The organism is Shewanella yunxiaonensis (assembly GCF_018223345.1).
GTDB lineage: Bacteria > Pseudomonadota > Gammaproteobacteria > Enterobacterales > Shewanellaceae > Shewanella > Shewanella yunxiaonensis.
Genome location: NZ_CP073587.1, coordinates 3,794,532 through 3,812,587, shown reverse-complemented (window position 1 = coordinate 3,812,587; position 18,056 = coordinate 3,794,532). Strand labels below are relative to the sequence as shown.

Genomic DNA, 18,056 nt, shown 5'->3' with positions numbered 1-18,056 from the left:
AACTTATCCCCAAACCAGCTCCCCGAGGGAGGTTATTCTATAGTGAGATCTGGATAATCGCTATGATGAACGCACAATTATCCCCAAAGCGATCGCGATCTTTGTATTCATCTGATCCTGAGAGATCCTACAGGATCTTGTGGGTGATAATCCATGATATTTGCTACTTTATTAAGGGATCTGAGTTGATCTATAATCGCGCTCCGGCGATCAGTTGATTGTCTCTTTTGCTACTACATGTAGTAGTAAATGCACACAGTTATCCACATATTGTAGTTAACCACATCAACTGCTCACCAAACGGACGTATGTATTCACCACCCAGGACATTATGCTTATTGACGCCTTGAGTAATTGTGATTACAATTCGGCCTCTTTTTTATACCCTCGCCGCATTTGTATGCCGGTTGAGGAAAATTAACCAACAAAGACGGATTGCCATCATGAGTAAACGTACTTTTCAACCTAGCAACCTGAAGCGCAAGCGTACTCACGGCTTCCGCGCACGTATGGCTACAGCAAACGGCCGCAAGGTACTGGCTCGTCGCCGTGCTAAAGGTCGCGCTCGCCTGTCTGCTTAATTACGCGCGAGTAGACAATTAGGTGACTAGTTACACCTTTCCGCGGGAGTTACGCTTGTTAACTCCCGCAGAATTCAATTCTGTATTTACCGACCCGCAAAAAGCCTCCTCTGCTGAAATAACCCTGTTGGCGATGCCGAATACTCTGGAACACCCCAGATTAGGCTTGACTGTTGCCAAGCGTCATGTAAAAAGGGCTAACCAGCGCAATCGTGTTAAACGTATTGTTCGCGAAAGTTTCAGACTTAATCAGTATAATTTGCCACCGGTGGACATTGTGGTATTGGTCCGTGGTGGTGTTTTAGAGTTGGATAACGAGCAACTCAGAAAATTGGTGGAAAAGTTATGGCGCAAGCTCAGTCGCCGTTTCAATGGTTGATCATTAAAGCTATCCGGGGCTATCAGATATTTATCAGCCCTATGCTAGGACAACGCTGCCGATTTAACCCTTCCTGCTCCCATTACGCGATAGAAGCTGTGCAAGTGCACGGAACTGTCAAAGGGAGTTGGTTTGCGATAAAACGCATATTAAAATGTCACCCTTTGCATCCGGGCGGCAACGACCCCGTACCTCCTAAAAAGAACAGGTGTAATAAATAGGCTATGGAATCTCAACGCAATATTCTGCTTATCGCGCTGTTAGCTGTCAGTTTTATGATCTGGCAACAATGGCAGACAGATAAAGCGCCAAAACCAGCCGTTACTGAAACAGCAGTGACATCCTCAACTCAGGACACCATTCAAAACGACGTGCCCAATGCCGATGGTAAGGCTGGAGTACCGGAAGAACACACGGTTGTTGCCTCCAAAGATTTAGTGCGAGTTAAAACCGATCAGTTAGATGTACTGATTAATCCAGTGGGTGGTGACATTGTTCATGCTGCATTGGTTGCACATAAACTGGAACAAGGGAAAGATGATCCTTTTGTGTTATTGGAACAACAGCCTGGATTTACCTACATAGCACAGAGCGGTCTGATCGGTAGTGGTGGCGTTGATAGCAGCGCTGGACGCCCAACTTATGCCGTTACCGGCACCGAATTCCAAATGAAAGATGGTGAAAACACGCTGAAGGTGCCGATGACTTACACCGCGGCAAACGGCGTGAAATACACCAAAATATTTACCTTCCATAAAGGCAAGTTTGATATTCGGGTAGATTATCAAATTGATAACACCACTGCGGCGCCATTGCAGGTGCAGATGTATGGTCAGATTAAGCAGACCATCAAGCCCTCTGATAGTCATATGATGATGCCAACATATCGTGGTGCTGCGTACTCAACAGCAGACACTCGTTATGAAAAGTATAAATTTGACGAAATTAAAGAAAAAGATCTGCATAAAGAAACTCAGGGTGGCTGGGTAGCCATGCTGCAACACTACTTTGTTTCCGCTTGGGTACCACCAGCAGATCAAAGTAATCTTATCTATTCCAGCATCAGCAACGGCACTATGGCTAACATTGGTTTCCGTGGCCAAGCTGATACTGTAGCACCAGGAGCAACGGCAACGATTGGCGCGGATTTCTATGTTGGTCCAAAAGATCAAGCCGCGCTATCAGAAGTGTCAGATACCTTAAACCTAGTTGTAGACTATGGAGTGTTATGGTGGTTGGCCGTTCCAATTTACAAACTGATGATGTTCTTCCATTCGTTTGTGGGTAACTGGGGTCTGGCAATTATTCTGATCACCTTTACTGTACGCGGCATTTTGTTCCCGCTGACTCGTGCGCAATACACCTCTATGGCTAAGATGCGTAATCTGCAGCCTAAAATCCAAGAGCTAAAAGACCGTTTTGGTGATGATCGCCAGAAGATGGGTCAAGCCATGATGGAGATGTATAAAAAGGAGAAGGTCAACCCTATGGGTGGCTGTCTGCCAATTATGCTGCAGATGCCTATTTTCCTGGCTTTGTATTGGGTTCTGCTGGAAAGTGTGGAACTCCGTCACGCACCATTTATGCTGTGGATCCATGACTTGTCAGTACAAGACCCATACTACGTGCTGCCAATTCTTAATGGTTTGTCGATGTTTATCATGCAGAAACTGCAGCCAATGTCGCCAACTATGGATCCGATGCAGGCCAAGATGATGCAGTATATGCCTGTAGTATTTACCGTATTCTTCCTGTGGTTCCCATCTGGTTTGGTGCTTTACTGGTTGATGGGTAACATTGTGGCTATTATCCAACAGAAGATCATCTACGCCGGATTGGAGAAAAAAGGATTAAAATAACCTTTTAATCCCTTCACAAAAAGGCGGCTATTAGCCGCCTTTTGATTATGACGCTTTTGATAAAAAGGAAAACAGTGTGGCAGCAGATACCATTGTGGCGCAAGCTACCGCTCCCGGTAAAGGTGGCGTGGGCATTGTCAGAGTATCCGGAGATAAGGCGGCAGATGTCGCCTTAAAAGTGCTTGGTCATCTGCCAAAAGTTCGCTATGCGGATTACTGTCCGTTTAAAGATAATCAGGGACAAACACTGGATCAGGGAATAGCACTATTCTTCAAAGGCCCCCACTCCTTTACCGGTGAAGATGTACTGGAATTGCAGGGTCACGGCGGTCAAATCGTCATGGATATGCTGATAAAAAGCATCTTGACTGTAGCCGACGTACGTATGGCAAGACCAGGCGAATTCAGTGAGCAGGCCTTCCTCAACGACAAACTAGACCTGGCACAGGCTGAGGCGATTGCAGACTTAATTGAAGCTACCAGCGAACAGGCAGCCAAAAGCGCAATGGCGTCATTACAGGGAGAGTTCTCCAAAGAAGTCCATCAATTGGTAGAACAAGTCACAAATCTGCGCTTGTACGTTGAAGCCGCAATCGACTTTCCTGACGAAGAGGTAGATTTCCTGTCAGACGGCAAAATTGCCAATGCCCTTTACCGCATCATAGATAAGCTGGCGCAAGTTCAACACAGTGCTCAGCAAGGTGCGCTCATCCGTGAAGGGATGAAAGTAGTCATTGCCGGGCGCCCTAATGCTGGCAAATCCAGCTTACTTAATGCGCTGGCAGGAAAAGAATCGGCGATTGTTACCGAAATAGCCGGTACCACTCGCGATGTACTACGCGAACACATTCATCTTGATGGTATGCCGTTACATGTGATTGATACCGCGGGACTCAGAGACACTGATGATACTGTTGAAAAAATAGGTATCGAGCGTGCCTGGGCAGAAATCGCTACCGCAGACAGAGTGTTATTCATGGTTGATGGCACCGATACCGACGCGGTAGATCCCAAAGAAATATGGCCTGACTTTATCGACCGATTACCCGCAAAACTCGGTATTACCGTTGTCCGCAATAAGGCGGATTTAACGGGAGAGTCTCTCGCACCAACTGAAGAGCAAGGTTATAGCGTCTACCGGATTTCTGCTAAAACTGGTCTGGGAATGGCAGAATTAACACAACACCTGAAGCAATTGATGGGTTATCAAAGTAACCTCGAGGGCAGCTTTCTTGCCCGTCGCCGTCACCTTGAGGCACTGGATAAAGCAAGCCAGCATTTACAGCAGGGTAAAGAACAACTGGAAATATTTCAGGCTGGAGAACTACTCGCTGAAGAGTTGCGTATGACGCAACAAGCATTATCCGAGATCACCGGCGAATTTACCTCTGATGATCTGCTCGGAAAAATATTCAGCTCATTTTGCATTGGTAAGTAAGTGTTTACTTACCAAATACATTGAAGTTTAAATACAATATATTAGATATATTAAATTAAAATTTACTGACTCATATGAACGGATGAACAAATCAGCAGTCTCGTCTCATCAATTTGCGCTGGCTGTCAGCATTTACACATCCCCACTCAAGAGAACCAGTGCCGCGTTCTATTAGCAAATGCGACTAACGATAGCATCACTGGCACTTCAACCAAAACGCCAACGACGGTTGCCAGTGCGGCACCAGAATGCAGACCAAACAAGGAAATCGCTACCGCTACCGCCAATTCGAAAAAATTGGAAGTGCCAATCATACAGGCAGGCGCAGCCACATTATGAGGTAAGCGCAGTTGTTTTGCGGCTAAATAAGCAATCGCAAAAATGCCATAACTTTGGATGAGTAATGGTATGGCAATCATCAAAATTACCAAGGGCTGCGCAATAATCGTTTGAGCTTGAAAACCAAACAGCAACACTACTGTCGCCAGCAATCCCACTACAGACCAAGGTTTAAGCTTAGCCACAAAATGCGCTAACGCATCAGCGTCTGCATTGCGCTGTAATCGATAACGAGCAACAATTCCCGCCAAGAGAGGCAACACCACATAGAGTACAACCGATAGCAGCAATGTCTGCCAGGGCACCTGGATCTCGCTGATCCCCAGCAAAAATGCGGCAATTGGTGCGAAAGCAAACACCATAATAATGTCATTTACTGATACTTGAACCAGTGTGTAGTTAGGATCGCCTTTGGTTAACTGGCTCCACACAAACACCATCGCAGTGCAAGGTGCTACGCCCAATAGGATCATCCCACCAATATATTCGGTAGCCGATTGTGGTGAGACCCAGGACGCAAATACACCTTTAAAAAATAACCATCCGAGTAATGCCATAGTAAAGGGTTTGATCAACCAGTTAATCACCAGGGTTAGCAGTAACCCTTTGGGCTTCTTACCAACATCTTTAACTGCCGAAAAATCAATCTGGACCATCATCGGATAAATCATCAACCAGATAAGCACCGCAATGACCAGATTTACATGTGCATATTCAAAAGCAGCAATGCCGCTGAATAAATCTGGGAACAGATTACCTATTCCTACCCCCGCCACAATAGCCAACGCTACCCAAACCGACAGATATCTTTCAAAAAATCCCATAAGAAAACTCGCTCATAGCGATCATCAATCCCCACCATTATCAGCATTATACTGAGACTATTGCAGCCCAAATACGCGAACATACGCATTTTTTAAATCGTATCCGAAGAAAAAACGACGACAATCGAACCCGGACTTTCAGCCGTGTATCATCATGGATTACCATGCCGCTATATTTTTCGGAGACGTTAACAAGGACAAGAAATGGCAAGCATTGAAATTCTGGTAGGTACCACACTTGGCGGTGCAGAGTATGTTGCTGATGAATTAGCGGCGGAACTGCAACAACAGGGCCACACAACCACAATTCATTTAGCTGCAGATCTCGCTCAATTAGATCCTGACAAACTCTGGCTAATCGTGTCTTCAACCCATGGAGCAGGCGATCTGCCGGATAACCTGCAACCGCTCTATCAACAATTGATTGATGAAGAGAGTCACTTTAGCCAGCTAGAGTATGTGCTATGTGCCATTGGAGACTCCAGCTATGACACCTTTTGTGAAGGTCCGCAGAAATTAGCTGATTTACTCGAACAAAAAGGCGCGACCGCTTTTGTGGATAAGATCCAGATTGATGTACAAAGAGATCCAGTACCGGAAGATGCCGCTGTGGCATGGCTACGGAGCTGGATTGGTGATCTGTAAGCATGATTTCATACCTTTATATACACAAATAAGAACAAATTTATCCACATATATAAATTTAAAATGATAAATATGTGGATAAATTGTCATATAGATCTGATCAATCATTGTATTAATGATCGTCCTGCTTCCCTATAGATCCATGATGTGGATAACTAGGCGATCTATCCCCAGTCTTTACGCAACATGATCGTTAATAGATCACAGGATAATTTAAGTGTATTTTTTTGATTTTAAAGAAAAATAACCGTTATCCACTGCGTTCGTCGATCCTAATAGTAAAAACAATAAACAGATCTATATAAAGATCTTAAGATCTAATAGTGCGATCGGTTTACGATCTAACAATCTAAAGAGATCATTCACCTGATCCTTTTGAAATGCTAAAATACGCGGCTCATTGCTCTTGATTAACTAGGTGTCTAAGAAGGTTTAACAATGCGTTTTCATGAACGGTTTGATGTAGTTGTTGTAGGTGGCGGTCATGCCGGAACCGAAGCAGCATTAGCGGCAGCCAGAATGGGGTGTAAGACTCTATTGCTGACCCATAACCTCGACACTTTGGGACAGATGTCCTGTAATCCAGCGATCGGCGGCATCGGAAAAGGCCATTTAGTTAAAGAGATCGATGCCTTAGGTGGCGCTATGGCGACCGCTACCGATCATGCGGGTATCCAGTTTCGGATCCTCAACTCCAGTAAAGGACCAGCCGTCAGAGCAACAAGAGCACAAGCAGACAGAGCACTATATCGTCAAGCAGTTCAACGCATTTTACAAAATCAACCCAATTTACGTTTATTCCAGCAAGCCGTAGATGATTTAGTGGTTGAAAACGGCCGAGTTACCGGTGTAGTGACTCAGATGGGCTTGGCCTTTGAAGCCGCAGCCGTTGTGCTAACTACCGGAACTTTTCTTGCCGGGAAAATCCATATTGGTCTGCAAAATTACAGTGGCGGTCGTGCCGGTGATCAACCTGCTATTGCGTTGGCACAACGCTTACGAGAACTGCAACTGCCTGTCGGACGGTTAAAAACCGGTACGCCACCGCGTATTGATGCTCGTACCGTCGATTTTTCACAAATGACTGAACAAAAAGGTGATTTCCCACTCCCTGTGATGTCGTTTATCGGTAATGTGGCACATCATCCGCAACAAGTTTCCTGCTACATCACGCATACCAACGAACGTACACACGAGATTATCCGTGGTGGTTTGGATCGCAGTCCCATGTATTCTGGGGTGATTGAAGGGATCGGTCCGCGTTACTGTCCATCAATCGAAGATAAAATTCATCGGTTTGCCGATAAAAACTCACACCAGGTATTTATGGAGCCAGAAGGGCTGAACACTCATGAGCTCTATCCAAATGGAATATCTACCAGTTTGCCGTTTGACGTTCAGATCAATTTGGTCCGTTCTATCAAGGGCATGGAACATGCGGAGATCTTGCGTCCTGGCTATGCCATTGAATATGACTATTTTGATCCACGAAATCTGAAAAACTCGCTGGAAACCAAGGCGATTGATGGCTTGTTTTTCGCGGGTCAGATCAATGGTACTACCGGCTATGAAGAAGCTGCCGCTCAAGGCTTGCTGGCTGGCACTAACGCCGCATTGCAAGTGCAGGGCAAAGACAGTTGGTGTCCAAGACGCGATCAGGCGTATATCGGTGTATTGGTTGACGATTTATCGACGCTTGGCACCAAAGAACCGTACCGCATGTTTACCAGTCGTGCTGAATATCGCTTGTTGCTCAGAGAAGACAACGCCGATCTACGGCTGACTGAAAAAGGCCGCGAACTGGGCTTGGTCGATGATCATCGTTGGGCACTGTTCTCTGAGAAAGTAGAAGCCATCGAAACTGAAATGCAGCGTCTTCGGAGTAACTGGATCCATGCGAATTCACCGTTAGTGGCTGCGCTCAATCCTCATCTGAATACGCCAATTTCACGTGAAGCTTCGTTTGAAGAGTTGTTGCGGCGCCCAGAAATGGATTATGAAAAACTGATGGCAGTGGAAGGTTTCGGCCCCGCCGTCGCCGATCCACATGTCGCTGAACAGATCCAGATCCAGGTGAAATATGCCGGTTATATCCAGCGTCAGCAGGATGAAATCAATAAGGCATTACGTAATGAAAACACTGGCTTACCTTTGGATCTGGATTACAAAGAGGTGCCAGGTTTGTCCAATGAGGTGGTCGCCAAACTTAATAGCCATAAACCGGAAACTATCGGGCAAGCCTCGAGAATTTCGGGGGTGACTCCGGCGGCAATTTCCATTTTGTTAGTGCATCTTAAAAAGCGTGGTTTGCTGCGCCGTAGTGCCTGATATCGGGACTTCGCTGTAGCTAAGGGAAGCTTCGGGCTTCCCTTAGTCTTTTATGGGCTTCATAATAGCCACCGCATAACTATCAGGAGTTATTTTGTGCTTGCTACGCAGCTAAAACACTATCTCGCCGAAGCTGGCATTGCTGCCACTGAAGCACAACAACAGCAGTTATTGGCTTTTGTCGCGCTTTTGGACAAATGGAATAAAGCCTACAATCTGACATCGGTGCGAGATCCCCAGCAGATGCTGATCCGACATATTATGGACAGTTTGGCGGTGTCACCGTATCTGCAAGGTAAGCGATTTATCGATGTCGGGACCGGGCCCGGATTACCAGGGATACCTTTGGCCATTATGCATCCTGATAAGCAATTTGTGTTGCTGGACAGTTTGGGAAAACGTATCCGTTTTCAGCGCCAGGTTCAGATAGAATTAAAACTGGGTAATATCTTTTCGGTCGAAAGCCGCGTCGAGGATTATCAGCCGCAAGAATTGTTTGATGGTGTACTTAGCCGGGCATTTGCGTCAGTCAGCGATATGCTTAACTGGTGTGCACACCTGCCCCAAAAAAATGGGGCTTTTTATGCGTTAAAAGGTCAATTGGATGCCGCAGAACTTGCGGAAATTCCAAGTCGATATACGGTACAGCAGCAGATCCAACTGACCGTTCCGCATCTGGATGAACAGCGACATCTGCTGATTATCACTTCTCGGGACTGAGTGTCTTGCAATTCGCTGGCGTATAAAGCAACTTGGTACCGCACGGGTTTCAAATACAGACTTGATGGACAAGGTGACATTGTGGCGAAAATCATTGCCGTAGCTAACCAGAAAGGTGGCGTAGGGAAAACAACAACGAGCGTGAATCTGGCTGCGTCATTAGCGGCAACCAAACGCCGAGTATTGCTGATTGACCTGGATCCGCAGGGCAATGCCACAATGGGCAGTGGTGTTGACAAATATGAAGTCGAAAATACCACATACGAATTGCTGGTGGATGAAAAGCCATTTGATGAAGTTGTGGTAAAAAATACCATTGGTAAATACGATCTGATCGCCGCAAACGGTGATGTGACCGCCGCAGAAATCAAATTGATCGAGTTTTTTGCTAGAGAAGTTCGCTTACGCAACGCGCTGACGGCGGTAAGAGATCGTTACGATTTTATTTTTATCGATTGCCCTCCCTCGCTCAATTTACTTACCGTTAATGCGATGTCTGCGGCGGATTCGGTACTGGTACCGATGCAATGTGAGTACTATGCATTGGAGGGGCTGACTGCGCTCATGGATACTGTGTCCAAATTGGCGGCAATGGTGAATCCAGGACTTGGCATTGAGGGAATTTTGCGTACTATGTACGACCCACGAAATCGCCTGGCCAATGATGTCTCTGATCAATTGAAACAGCATTTTGGTGATAAGGTTTATCGCACGGTGATTCCGAGGAACGTGCGTTTAGCAGAAGCGCCTAGTTTTGGTGCGCCAGCAATGTATTACGATAAAGGCAGTGCTGGTGCCAAGGCTTATTTAGCATTAGCGGGTGAAATTATTCGCCGTTCTGAGCAACAAAAAAAGAAACAAGCGGAAAAGGTTTAAAGGGATCACCATGACATTGAAAAAACGCGGTTTAGGTAAGGGGTTGGATGCATTACTCAGCACCAGTCACGCGGCCAATCAAAAGCGGGAAACTGCTGAAACAGCGGAAATGGCGGATGTCGGAAGTGGTGAAACGCTGCTCAATCTGGATCTGGATTTGCTGAAGCCAGGCAAATATCAGCCTCGTAAGGATATGTCTCCGGAAGCTTTGGAAGAACTGGCAGAATCTATCCGGGCGCAGGGGGTCATTCAGCCGATAGTCGTGCGCCAAGTCACTGCTGGTCAGTATGAAATTATCGCGGGCGAACGTCGCTGGCGAGCCGCGCAACTGGCTCAGTTGGATAAAGTGCCTTGTATTGTTAAACAAGTTGCCGATGAAGCCGCCGTGGCGATTGCGTTGATTGAAAACATCCAACGTGAAGACTTGAACGCGATGGAAGAAGCCATTGCACTTAATCGTCTGATTGAAGAATTTGAACTGACACACCAGCAGGTAGCTGATGCCGTCGGGAAGTCGCGTGCGACCATTTCTAACCTATTGCGTCTTAATGCGTTAAATCCGGCGGTGAAAGTGATGTTGGAGCGTGGCGATATTGATATGGGTCACGCCAGAGCGTTGTTAGCACTTGAAGGCGATCAACAAACTAGCGTCGCCAGAGTCGTAGCGGCGAAAGAACTTACCGTTCGTGAAACCGAACGACTTATTAACAAAGTGCAGAATCCTCCGAACAAACCTGAAAATAATATTAAAAATGCGGATTTAACCCGCTTGGAAAGCGAGCTAGTTCAAAGATTAGGAACAAAAGTTAATATTACGCACACTGTAAAGGGGACAGGTAAAATTGTAATTAATTATCAGAGTTTATCTGAACTTGATGGAATTATCGCCAAATTCAGTTGATTCTAGCGAAAAAATAGCAATAAAAAAAAGAATTTGTAATTAAATTACATAAAATCAGTAAATGCTTTTATAACTTAGCGCTAAATCACGTTTAGGCGCTTTTTTTTTGATATCCTCAACGTTGCGCGAAAACTTCGAAAAGGTATACTTTCGCAAGCTTTTTGCGCGGGTGGCTCGGAATTTTCATACACGGTCACCGAAACAAAAAGAAAATTACGGAGAAGATCGATTGATTGACAATTTGGCTCGTCGTGGCCGCCGATCAGCTTACAAACTGATTATGCTGCAAGCCGCGGTTACCGGATTGGCATCGACGGTCTTTTTCGTTATGCAGGGGGTCAACAGTGGTTTGTCAGCGTTAGCTGGTGCCGTAATTGCTGTGATCCCCAATTTCGTGTTCGCGACCCTGGCGTTCTCTCATATGGGAGCTAGCGCTACAGCAAAAGTGTTAAAGAGCTTTTACTGGGGGGAAGCGGTAAAGTTGCTGTTAACTATTGTATTGTTTTCTATAGCATTTATATATCTTAAAGCTGCATTTATGCCGCTTTTTGTTTGTTATGTGTTGGGGTTAATAGTGCATTGGACAGCTCCTTTATACTTCAAGCAAAGTTAAGTGGGATGAATCATGTCTGCAACTGGTGAAGTGTCATCGCAGGAATATATTCAGCATCACCTGACGTTCTGGACTTCAGGACATGACGGTGGTTTCTGGACATGGCATATTGATTCATTGCTCTTTTCTGTAGGGCTTGGTGTTCTGTTCCTGTGGTTGTTCCGCAGCGTTGGCAAAAAAGCCACAACCGGCGTTCCCGGTAAGCTTCAGTGCTTTATCGAGATGCTCGTCGAGTTCGTGGATACCAGCGTGAAGGAAACCTTCCACGGTCGCAACAAGCTGATTGCGCCGCTCGCTCTGACCATTTTCGTTTGGGTATTCATGATGAACTTCATGGATATGATCCCGGTTGATTGGTTGCCTCAGTTGGCAGCTTTAATTGCCGGCGATCACAACCAGCATTTGAGGGTGGTTCCGACCGCAGATCTTAATGTGACTTTCAGTCTGGCACTGGGGGTATTTGTGCTGATTATTTATTACAGCATTAAGATCAAGGGCATATCAGGGTTTGTGAAAGAACTGACATTACAGCCCTTTAATGTAAAGGCAATGATACCGGTCAACTTCGTGCTTGAGTCTGTTACCTTGATTGCCAAGCCGATTTCATTGGCTTTGCGTCTTTTCGGTAACCTTTACGCTGGTGAGTTGATCTTCATCCTTATCGCGCTGATGTATGGTGCCAATGTGGCGATTGCCGCTTTGGGTGTGACTTTGCACCTGGGCTGGTTGATTTTCCACATTCTGGTTATCACACTGCAGGCGTTTATCTTCATGATGCTGACAATTGTTTATTTAAGCATGGCGCATGAAGATCATTAAGGATTGCGGAAGAAAATTTTAAACTAAATCATTAACTAACATAGATTTAGAAACTGGAGATACAGATGGAAACGATTCTGGGCTTTACTGCAATTGCTGTTGCTTTGCTCATTGGTCTGGGTGCTTTGGGTACCGCTATTGGCTTTGGTTTGCTCGGCGGTAAATTCCTTGAAGGCGCTGCTCGTCAGCCAGAAATGGCCCCGATGCTGCAGGTTAAAATGTTCATCGTAGCGGGTCTGTTGGACGCCGTAACCATGATCGGTGTAGGTATTGCGCTGTATATGCTGTTCACTAACCCTCTGGGTGCAATGCTGTAAAAAACGCTTCTGTCTTTAATCTAAATAGGAGGCTGTTGTGAATATCAACGCTACCCTAATCGGTCAGACGGTCGCCTTTTTTATCTTCGTGTGGTTCTGCATGAAGTTTGTTTGGCCGCCTTTGATGAGTGCCATCGAAGAGCGCCAGAAAAGGATTGCTGATGGTCTTGCTGACGCTGACCGTGCAGCTAAAGACCTGGAGTTGGCTCAGGTGAAAGCCTCTGATCAACTCAAAGAAGCCAAGGCTACTGCCAACGAAATTATCGAGTCTGCTAACAAACGCAAGGCTCAGATCATTGACGAAGCCAAAGCCGAAGCAGACGCTGAGCGTTCAAAAATTATCGCTCAGGGTCAAGCAGAAATTGAAGCTGAACGTAATCGCGTGAAAGAGGATCTGCGCAAGCAGCTAGCGACTCTTGCCATTATTGGCGCAGAGAAAATCCTCGAGCGTTCGATTGATGAAGCCGCCCAGAGCGACATAGTTGATAAACTTGTCGCTGAAATTTGATAAGGGAGTGGAGTTATGGCTGAGTTAACCACCATTGCTCGTCCTTATGCAAAGGCAGCTTTTGATTTTGCGGTTGAACATCAGGCAGTGGAAAAGTGGGCGGAAATGCTCGACTTTGCCGCTTTGGTCAGTGAAAACGAGACCATGAAGCCCCTGCTGGCCGGAGTGATGGCCAGTGATCGTCTAGCAGACTTGTTTATCAAAGTATGTGGCGATCAGATGGATACCAATGGTCAAAATCTGATCAAGGTAATGGCCGAAAACGATCGCTTAGAAGTGCTGCCAGCTGTTGCTCAGCAATTTGCCGAGCTGCGTCTGGAATGGTCAAAAGAAGTGGAAGCTAGTGTGATATCTGCCACGCCTTTGACTGATTCACAGATCGCACAGATCAGTGCTTCTTTAGAGAAACGTCTCGCACGCAAAGTTAAGCTGAATTGCAGTACCGACGCCAAGCTTATTGCTGGGGTCATTATCAGAGCGGGAGACCTCGTGATTGACGGGTCTGTTCGCGGCAAACTCGACCGTTTGTCTGATAAGCTGCAATCGTAATTGGGAGTTTGAGCATGCAACTGAATTCCACTGAAATCAGCGATCTGATTAAGCAGCGGATCGAGCAGTTCGACGTTGTCAGCGAAGCCCGTAACGAAGGAACTATCGTTTCGGTAAGTGACGGTATTATCCGCATTCACGGCCTGGCCGATGTAATGCAGGGTGAAATGATCGAACTGCCTGGCAGCCGTTTTGCAATCGCGTTGAACCTTGAACGTGATTCTGTCGGTGCCGTAGTAATGGGTCCTTATGCCGATTTGGCAGAAGGCGTAAAAGTTAAAACTACTGGTCGCATTTTGCAGGTACCAGTAGGTCGTGGTCTGCTGGGTCGTGTAGTAAATACCCTGGGTGAGCCAATCGACGGTAAAGGTCCTATCGATAACGATGGATTTGCGCCTGTTGAAGTGATTGCTCCCGGCGTAATCGATCGTAAGTCAGTATCACAACCTGTACAGACAGGTTACAAAGCAGTTGACTCCATGATCCCAATCGGTCGTGGTCAGCGTGAGCTGATCATTGGTGACCGTCAGATCGGTAAAACTGCATTGGCAATTGATGCCATCATCAACCAGAAAAACTCTGGCATTAAGTGTATCTATGTCGCGATTGGTCAGAAAGCTTCTACCATTGCCAACATCGTACGCAAGCTGGAAGAACACGGTGCATTAGCTAACACTATCGTCGTTGTGGCTACCGCGTCAGAAGCAGCTGCACTGCAGTATCTGGCACCTTATTCTGGTTGTTCAATGGGTGAATACTTCCGTGATCGCGGTGAAGATGCGCTGATCGTATATGACGACCTGACAAAACAGGCTGTCGCATATCGTCAGATTTCACTGTTGCTCAAACGTCCACCAGGACGTGAAGCTTACCCAGGTGACGTTTTCTATCTGCATTCTCGTTTGCTGGAACGTGCTTCTCGCGTAAACGAAGAATATGTAGAGAAATTCACTAACGGTGAAGTAAAAGGCAAAACAGGCTCATTGACCGCCTTGCCAATTATTGAAACCCAGGCTGGTGACGTATCTGCGTTCGTACCGACTAACGTAATTTCTATTACTGACGGTCAGATCTTCCTGGAAACCGACCTGTTTAACTCTGGCTTACGTCCAGCGGTTAACCCTGGTATTTCGGTTTCTCGTGTGGGTGGTGCGGCTCAGACCAAGATCATCAAGAAACTGTCCGGTGGTATTCGTACCGCTCTGGCGCAGTACCGAGAGCTGGCTGCTTTCTCTCAGTTCGCATCCGATTTGGATGACGCAACCCGTGCCCAATTGGAACACGGTGAACGTGTAACTGAGCTGATGAAGCAGAAGCAATATGCACCGATGAGCGTTGCTGATCAGGCTGTGTCTATTTTCGCTGCAGAAAAAGGCTTCCTGAAAGGCATTGAGCTGAAGAAAATCGGTGATTTTGAAGCTGCCCTGCTCTCCTTCATGAACAGCGAGCATGCCGAGCTGATGAAGCTCATCAACGAAACCGGCGACTATAACGCCGATATCGAAGGTGAACTGAAAGCTGGTCTCGAAAAGTTCGTGGCAACCCAAACCTGGTAAATACACATTGAGGTGCTTTAAGGCACCTCTGGTCCAGATTGGAGAGTAGAGATGGCCGGCGCAAAAGAGATTAAGTCAAAGATCTCCAGTGTGAAAAACACACAGAAGATCACTTCCGCCATGGAGATGGTGGCTGCCAGCAAAATGCGCAGAGCGCAGGATCGCATGGCTGCCAGTCGTCCTTATGCGGAAAGTATGCGTAAGGTGATCGGTCACGTGGCGCAGGGTTCTCTCGAATATAAACACCCCTATTTAGAGGTGCGAGAAGCCAAGCGGGTTGGATACATAGTTGTGGCAACCGACCGTGGTCTTTGTGGTGGTCTGAACGTCAACCTATTTAAAAAGGTTGTGGCAGACGTGAAAAGCTGGAAACAACAAGGTGCTGAAGTGGAATTCTGTCCAATCGGCGCACGCAGTGTACAGTTTTTCAAAAGCTTTGGTGGCAAGGCTCAGGCCTCAGCTTCAGGTTTAGGTGATGCACCTAAACTTGCAGATCTGATTGGTACTGTGCGCGTGATGCTGCAGGCTTACAACGAAGGCAAATTGGATCGTCTGTATGTGGTGTTCAACAAATTTGTGAACACTATGACACAGACTCCCGTGATCGAGCAGCTGCTGCCTTTGCCTAAATCCGAAGATGATGATGTGAAACATCACTGGGACTACATTTACGAACCTGATCCAAAAGAACTGTTGGAAAAATTATTGGTTCGCTATGTGGAATCCCAGGTTTATCAGGGTGTTGTTGAAAATATTGCTTCCGAACAGGCTGCCCGTATGGTGGCGATGAAAGCGGCAACTGACAACGCAGGAAACCTGATTGACGATTTGCAACTGGTGTACAACAAAGCCCGTCAGGCTGCGATTACGCAGGAACTGTCGGAAATTGTATCCGGTGCAGCTGCGGTTTAGGCTGGGTAACCAAGACAAGTTTTAGAGGATTAATCATGAGCACAGGTACTGTTGTCCAAGTAATTGGCGCGGTTGTGGACGTAGAGTTTCCACATGATGCCGTACCTCAGGTATATGACGCTCTGAAAATCGTGAGTAAAGGCCTAGTGCTGGAAGTTCAGCAGCAGCTTGGTGGTGGTGTCGTTCGTACCATCGCCATGGGTTCTTCTGACGGTTTGCGTCGTGGTCTTGAGGTGGAAAATACAGGTGCCCCGATTTCTGTTCCGGTAGGTCATGCAACACTTGGCCGTATCATGAACGTATTGGGTGAGCCAGTAGACGAAGTGGGTCCTATCGGTGAAGATGAACGTTATATTATTCACCGTGCAGCTCCTTCATATGAAGAACAATCAAACACCACTGAATTGCTGGAAACCGGTATCAAGGTTATTGACCTTGTTTGTCCGTTTGCCAAGGGTGGTAAAGTAGGTCTGTTCGGTGGTGCGGGTGTTGGTAAGACAGTTAACATGATGGAACTGATTAACAACATCGCCAAAGCCCACTCAGGTCTGTCTGTATTCGCCGGTGTAGGTGAGCGTACCCGTGAAGGTAACGACTTCTACTACGAAATGAAAGAATCTGGCGTATTGGACAAAGTAGCCATGGTGTATGGTCAGATGAACGAACCACCAGGCAACCGTCTGCGTGTAGCGTTGACTGGTCTGACAATGGCGGAAAAATTCCGTGATGAAGGCCGTGACGTACTGTTGTTCATCGACAACATTTACCGTTACACCCTGGCGGGGACTGAAGTATCTGCACTGTTGGGTCGTATGCCATCAGCTGTAGGTTATCAGCCAACACTGGCGGAAGAAATGGGTGTACTGCAGGAACGTATTACCTCTACTAAAGTGGGTTCTATCACTTCAGTACAGGCCGTTTACGTACCAGCGGACGACTTGACTGACCCAAGCCCTGCAACTACCTTCGCCCACTTGGATGCGACCGTAGTATTGTCTCGTCAGATTGCTTCTCTGGGTATTTACCCAGCGGTTGACCCTCTGGACTCCACCTCTCGTCAGTTGGATCCTCAGGTTGTTGGCCAGGAGCACTACAACGTGGCAACTGGCGTTCAGCACGTGCTGCAGCGTTATAAAGAGCTGAAAGACATTATTGCGATTCTGGGTATGGATGAATTGTCTGATGAAGACAAGATGACAGTAGCTCGCGCTCGTAAAATCGAACGTTTCCTGTCACAGCCATTCCACGTAGCAGAAGTGTTTACCGGTTCTCCAGGTAAGTACGTCTCTTTGAAAGACACTATTCGTGGCTTCAAAGGCATTCTGGATGGTGAATTTGACCATCTGCCAGAACAGGCGTTCTACATGGTTGGTTCTATCGAAGAAGCGGTAGAAAAAGCCAACAAGAAGTAATCAGAGAAAATCCTCTGGTTTTGATAGGAGAACGGGATGGCAGCCATGACAGTACAACTTGATATCGTCAGCGCAGAAAGCAGAATCTATTCCGGACTGGTTGCCAGTTTGCAGGTAACAGGTTCAGAAGGTGAACTGGGTGTTATGCCAGGGCATACGCCGCTGCTGACCAATATCAAACCTGGCATGGCGCGCATCGTCAAACAAAATGGTTCAGAAGAGGTGTTTTATCTGTCCGGGGGTATCCTCGAAGTACAGCCTTCTTCTGTATCCATATTGGCTGATGTCGTAATGCGTGCCGATGAGATTGACGAACAGGCCGCTGTAGAAGCCAAGCGTCGTGCCGAAGCCGAAATGGCCAAGGCCGGTGCTGACTTTGATTACGCGGCAGCAGCAATTGAGCTGGCAAAAGCCATTGCACAGTTGCGTGTCGTTGAGACCATCAAGAAGAACATTGCCAGATAATGTAACTCTGCTGAA

At 46.8% G+C, this 18,056-nt stretch carries 20 protein-coding genes; 19 read left to right on the top strand and 1 reads right to left on the bottom strand.

Translation table 11 applies throughout. The features are described from left to right. Nucleotides 1–443 precede the first annotated feature (443 nt). The 5 genes from rpmH (at nucleotide 444) to mnmE (ending at nucleotide 4,257) form a co-directional block, all read left to right on the top strand. Nucleotides 444–581 carry a 50S ribosomal protein L34 gene (gene rpmH, locus KDN34_RS17430; protein WP_133038348.1) on the top strand — a complete coding sequence of 46 codons (138 nt, stop codon included), beginning with the start codon at nucleotides 444–446 and terminating at the stop codon, nucleotides 579–581. Nucleotides 582–603: 22 nt separating this feature from the next. Beyond that, nucleotides 604–960, top strand: a complete 357-nt coding sequence (gene rnpA / locus KDN34_RS17425) for a ribonuclease P protein component (RefSeq protein WP_212594946.1) — start codon at nucleotides 604–606, stop codon at nucleotides 958–960. Further along, nucleotides 927–1,181 (top strand): membrane protein insertion efficiency factor YidD, encoded by a 255-nt coding sequence (gene yidD, locus KDN34_RS17420; RefSeq protein ID WP_212594945.1) that lies wholly within the window; start codon nucleotides 927–929, stop codon nucleotides 1,179–1,181. Before rnpA ends, yidD begins: the two co-directional genes overlap by 34 nt. A gap of 3 nt (nucleotides 1,182–1,184) precedes the next feature. After that, entirely contained in the window at nucleotides 1,185–2,819 is a 1,635-nt protein-coding gene (gene yidC / locus KDN34_RS17415; RefSeq protein WP_212594944.1) for a membrane protein insertase YidC, read from the top strand. A gap of 76 nt (nucleotides 2,820–2,895) precedes the next feature. Then, nucleotides 2,896–4,257 carry a tRNA uridine-5-carboxymethylaminomethyl(34) synthesis GTPase MnmE gene (gene mnmE, locus KDN34_RS17410; RefSeq protein ID WP_212594943.1) on the top strand — a complete coding sequence of 454 codons (1,362 nt, stop codon included), beginning with the start codon at nucleotides 2,896–2,898 and terminating at the stop codon, nucleotides 4,255–4,257. 146 nt (nucleotides 4,258–4,403) lie between these two features. On the opposite strand, the gene arsB is transcribed toward mnmE, so the two are convergent. Further along, nucleotides 4,404–5,420: an ACR3 family arsenite efflux transporter gene (gene arsB / locus KDN34_RS17405; protein ID WP_212594942.1), complete on the bottom strand. Its 1,017-nt coding sequence runs from the start codon at nucleotides 5,418–5,420 to the stop codon at nucleotides 4,404–4,406. Nucleotides 5,421–5,624: 204 nt separating this feature from the next. Here arsB and mioC point away from each other — a divergent pair, with 204 nt between their 5' ends. From mioC to KDN34_RS17335, 14 genes are all read left to right on the top strand, one after another. After that, the gene (mioC, locus tag KDN34_RS17400) at nucleotides 5,625–6,065 is read left to right on the top strand and encodes an FMN-binding protein MioC (protein WP_212594941.1); all 441 of its coding nucleotides are present in this window, start codon (nucleotides 5,625–5,627) and stop codon (nucleotides 6,063–6,065) included. A 438-nt stretch (nucleotides 6,066–6,503) separates the two neighbouring features. Continuing rightward, nucleotides 6,504–8,393: a tRNA uridine-5-carboxymethylaminomethyl(34) synthesis enzyme MnmG gene (gene mnmG / locus KDN34_RS17395; RefSeq protein WP_212594940.1), complete on the top strand. Its 1,890-nt coding sequence runs from the start codon at nucleotides 6,504–6,506 to the stop codon at nucleotides 8,391–8,393. Between the two features lie 96 nt (nucleotides 8,394–8,489). Then, nucleotides 8,490–9,113, top strand: a complete 624-nt coding sequence (gene rsmG, locus KDN34_RS17390; RefSeq protein WP_212594939.1) for a 16S rRNA (guanine(527)-N(7))-methyltransferase RsmG — start codon at nucleotides 8,490–8,492, stop codon at nucleotides 9,111–9,113. Nucleotides 9,114–9,194: 81 nt separating this feature from the next. After that, nucleotides 9,195–9,989 (top strand): ParA family protein, encoded by a 795-nt coding sequence (locus KDN34_RS17385; RefSeq protein WP_212594938.1) that lies wholly within the window; start codon nucleotides 9,195–9,197, stop codon nucleotides 9,987–9,989. 10 nt (nucleotides 9,990–9,999) lie between these two features. Continuing rightward, nucleotides 10,000–10,890: a ParB/RepB/Spo0J family partition protein gene (locus KDN34_RS17380; protein ID WP_212594937.1), complete on the top strand. Its 891-nt coding sequence runs from the start codon at nucleotides 10,000–10,002 to the stop codon at nucleotides 10,888–10,890. Between the two features lie 280 nt (nucleotides 10,891–11,170). Further along, nucleotides 11,171–11,503: an ATP synthase subunit I gene (locus tag KDN34_RS17375; protein ID WP_407695809.1), complete on the top strand. Its 333-nt coding sequence runs from the start codon at nucleotides 11,171–11,173 to the stop codon at nucleotides 11,501–11,503. Between the two features lie 12 nt (nucleotides 11,504–11,515). Beyond that, nucleotides 11,516–12,322: a F0F1 ATP synthase subunit A gene (gene atpB, locus KDN34_RS17370; RefSeq protein WP_212594935.1), complete on the top strand. Its 807-nt coding sequence runs from the start codon at nucleotides 11,516–11,518 to the stop codon at nucleotides 12,320–12,322. A gap of 65 nt (nucleotides 12,323–12,387) precedes the next feature. Continuing rightward, the gene (gene atpE / locus KDN34_RS17365) at nucleotides 12,388–12,639 is read left to right on the top strand and encodes a F0F1 ATP synthase subunit C (RefSeq protein ID WP_025011729.1); all 252 of its coding nucleotides are present in this window, start codon (nucleotides 12,388–12,390) and stop codon (nucleotides 12,637–12,639) included. 37 nt (nucleotides 12,640–12,676) lie between these two features. Further along, the gene (gene atpF / locus KDN34_RS17360; RefSeq protein WP_212594934.1) at nucleotides 12,677–13,147 is read left to right on the top strand and encodes a F0F1 ATP synthase subunit B; all 471 of its coding nucleotides are present in this window, start codon (nucleotides 12,677–12,679) and stop codon (nucleotides 13,145–13,147) included. A 15-nt stretch (nucleotides 13,148–13,162) separates the two neighbouring features. Next, a complete protein-coding gene (gene atpH, locus KDN34_RS17355) occupies nucleotides 13,163–13,696 on the top strand; it encodes a F0F1 ATP synthase subunit delta (RefSeq protein ID WP_212594933.1) in 534 nt (177 codons plus the stop codon). A gap of 14 nt (nucleotides 13,697–13,710) precedes the next feature. Then, entirely contained in the window at nucleotides 13,711–15,252 is a 1,542-nt protein-coding gene (gene atpA / locus KDN34_RS17350; RefSeq protein ID WP_212594932.1) for a F0F1 ATP synthase subunit alpha, read from the top strand. A gap of 51 nt (nucleotides 15,253–15,303) precedes the next feature. Further along, complete coding sequence (gene atpG, locus KDN34_RS17345) at nucleotides 15,304–16,164, top strand: F0F1 ATP synthase subunit gamma (RefSeq protein ID WP_212594931.1); 861 nt, start codon at nucleotides 15,304–15,306, stop codon at nucleotides 16,162–16,164. A gap of 35 nt (nucleotides 16,165–16,199) precedes the next feature. Beyond that, on the top strand, nucleotides 16,200–17,576 hold the full coding sequence (gene atpD / locus KDN34_RS17340) for a F0F1 ATP synthase subunit beta (RefSeq protein ID WP_212594930.1): 1,377 nt from the start codon (nucleotides 16,200–16,202) through the stop codon (nucleotides 17,574–17,576). A 36-nt stretch (nucleotides 17,577–17,612) separates the two neighbouring features. Next, nucleotides 17,613–18,041, top strand: coding sequence for a F0F1 ATP synthase subunit epsilon (locus KDN34_RS17335; RefSeq protein WP_212594929.1), 429 nt, complete (start codon nucleotides 17,613–17,615; stop codon nucleotides 18,039–18,041). The last annotated feature ends 15 nt before the right edge of the window (nucleotides 18,042–18,056 follow it).

Bases quoted from the DNA above. Each gene is read 5' to 3' on its own strand.
- rpmH (WP_133038348.1), top strand. From the start codon at position 444: ATGAGTAAACGTACTTTTCAACCTAGCAACCTGAAGCGCAAGCGTACT.
- yidD (WP_212594945.1), top strand. From the start codon at position 927: ATGGCGCAAGCTCAGTCGCCGTTTCAATGGTTGATCATTAAAGCTATC.
- yidC (WP_212594944.1), top strand. From the start codon at position 1,185: ATGGAATCTCAACGCAATATTCTGCTTATCGCGCTGTTAGCTGTCAGT.
- arsB (WP_212594942.1), bottom strand. From the start codon at position 5,420: ATGGGATTTTTTGAAAGATATCTGTCGGTTTGGGTAGCGTTGGCTATT.
- mioC (WP_212594941.1), top strand. From the start codon at position 5,625: ATGGCAAGCATTGAAATTCTGGTAGGTACCACACTTGGCGGTGCAGAG.
- mnmG (WP_212594940.1), top strand. From the start codon at position 6,504: ATGCGTTTTCATGAACGGTTTGATGTAGTTGTTGTAGGTGGCGGTCAT.
- KDN34_RS17380 (WP_212594937.1), top strand. From the start codon at position 10,000: ATGACATTGAAAAAACGCGGTTTAGGTAAGGGGTTGGATGCATTACTC.
- KDN34_RS17375 (WP_407695809.1), top strand. From the start codon at position 11,171: ATGCTGCAAGCCGCGGTTACCGGATTGGCATCGACGGTCTTTTTCGTT.
- atpB (WP_212594935.1), top strand. From the start codon at position 11,516: ATGTCTGCAACTGGTGAAGTGTCATCGCAGGAATATATTCAGCATCAC.
- atpE (WP_025011729.1), top strand. From the start codon at position 12,388: ATGGAAACGATTCTGGGCTTTACTGCAATTGCTGTTGCTTTGCTCATT.
- atpH (WP_212594933.1), top strand. From the start codon at position 13,163: ATGGCTGAGTTAACCACCATTGCTCGTCCTTATGCAAAGGCAGCTTTT.
- atpA (WP_212594932.1), top strand. From the start codon at position 13,711: ATGCAACTGAATTCCACTGAAATCAGCGATCTGATTAAGCAGCGGATC.
- atpG (WP_212594931.1), top strand. From the start codon at position 15,304: ATGGCCGGCGCAAAAGAGATTAAGTCAAAGATCTCCAGTGTGAAAAAC.
- atpD (WP_212594930.1), top strand. From the start codon at position 16,200: ATGAGCACAGGTACTGTTGTCCAAGTAATTGGCGCGGTTGTGGACGTA.
- KDN34_RS17335 (WP_212594929.1), top strand. From the start codon at position 17,613: ATGGCAGCCATGACAGTACAACTTGATATCGTCAGCGCAGAAAGCAGA.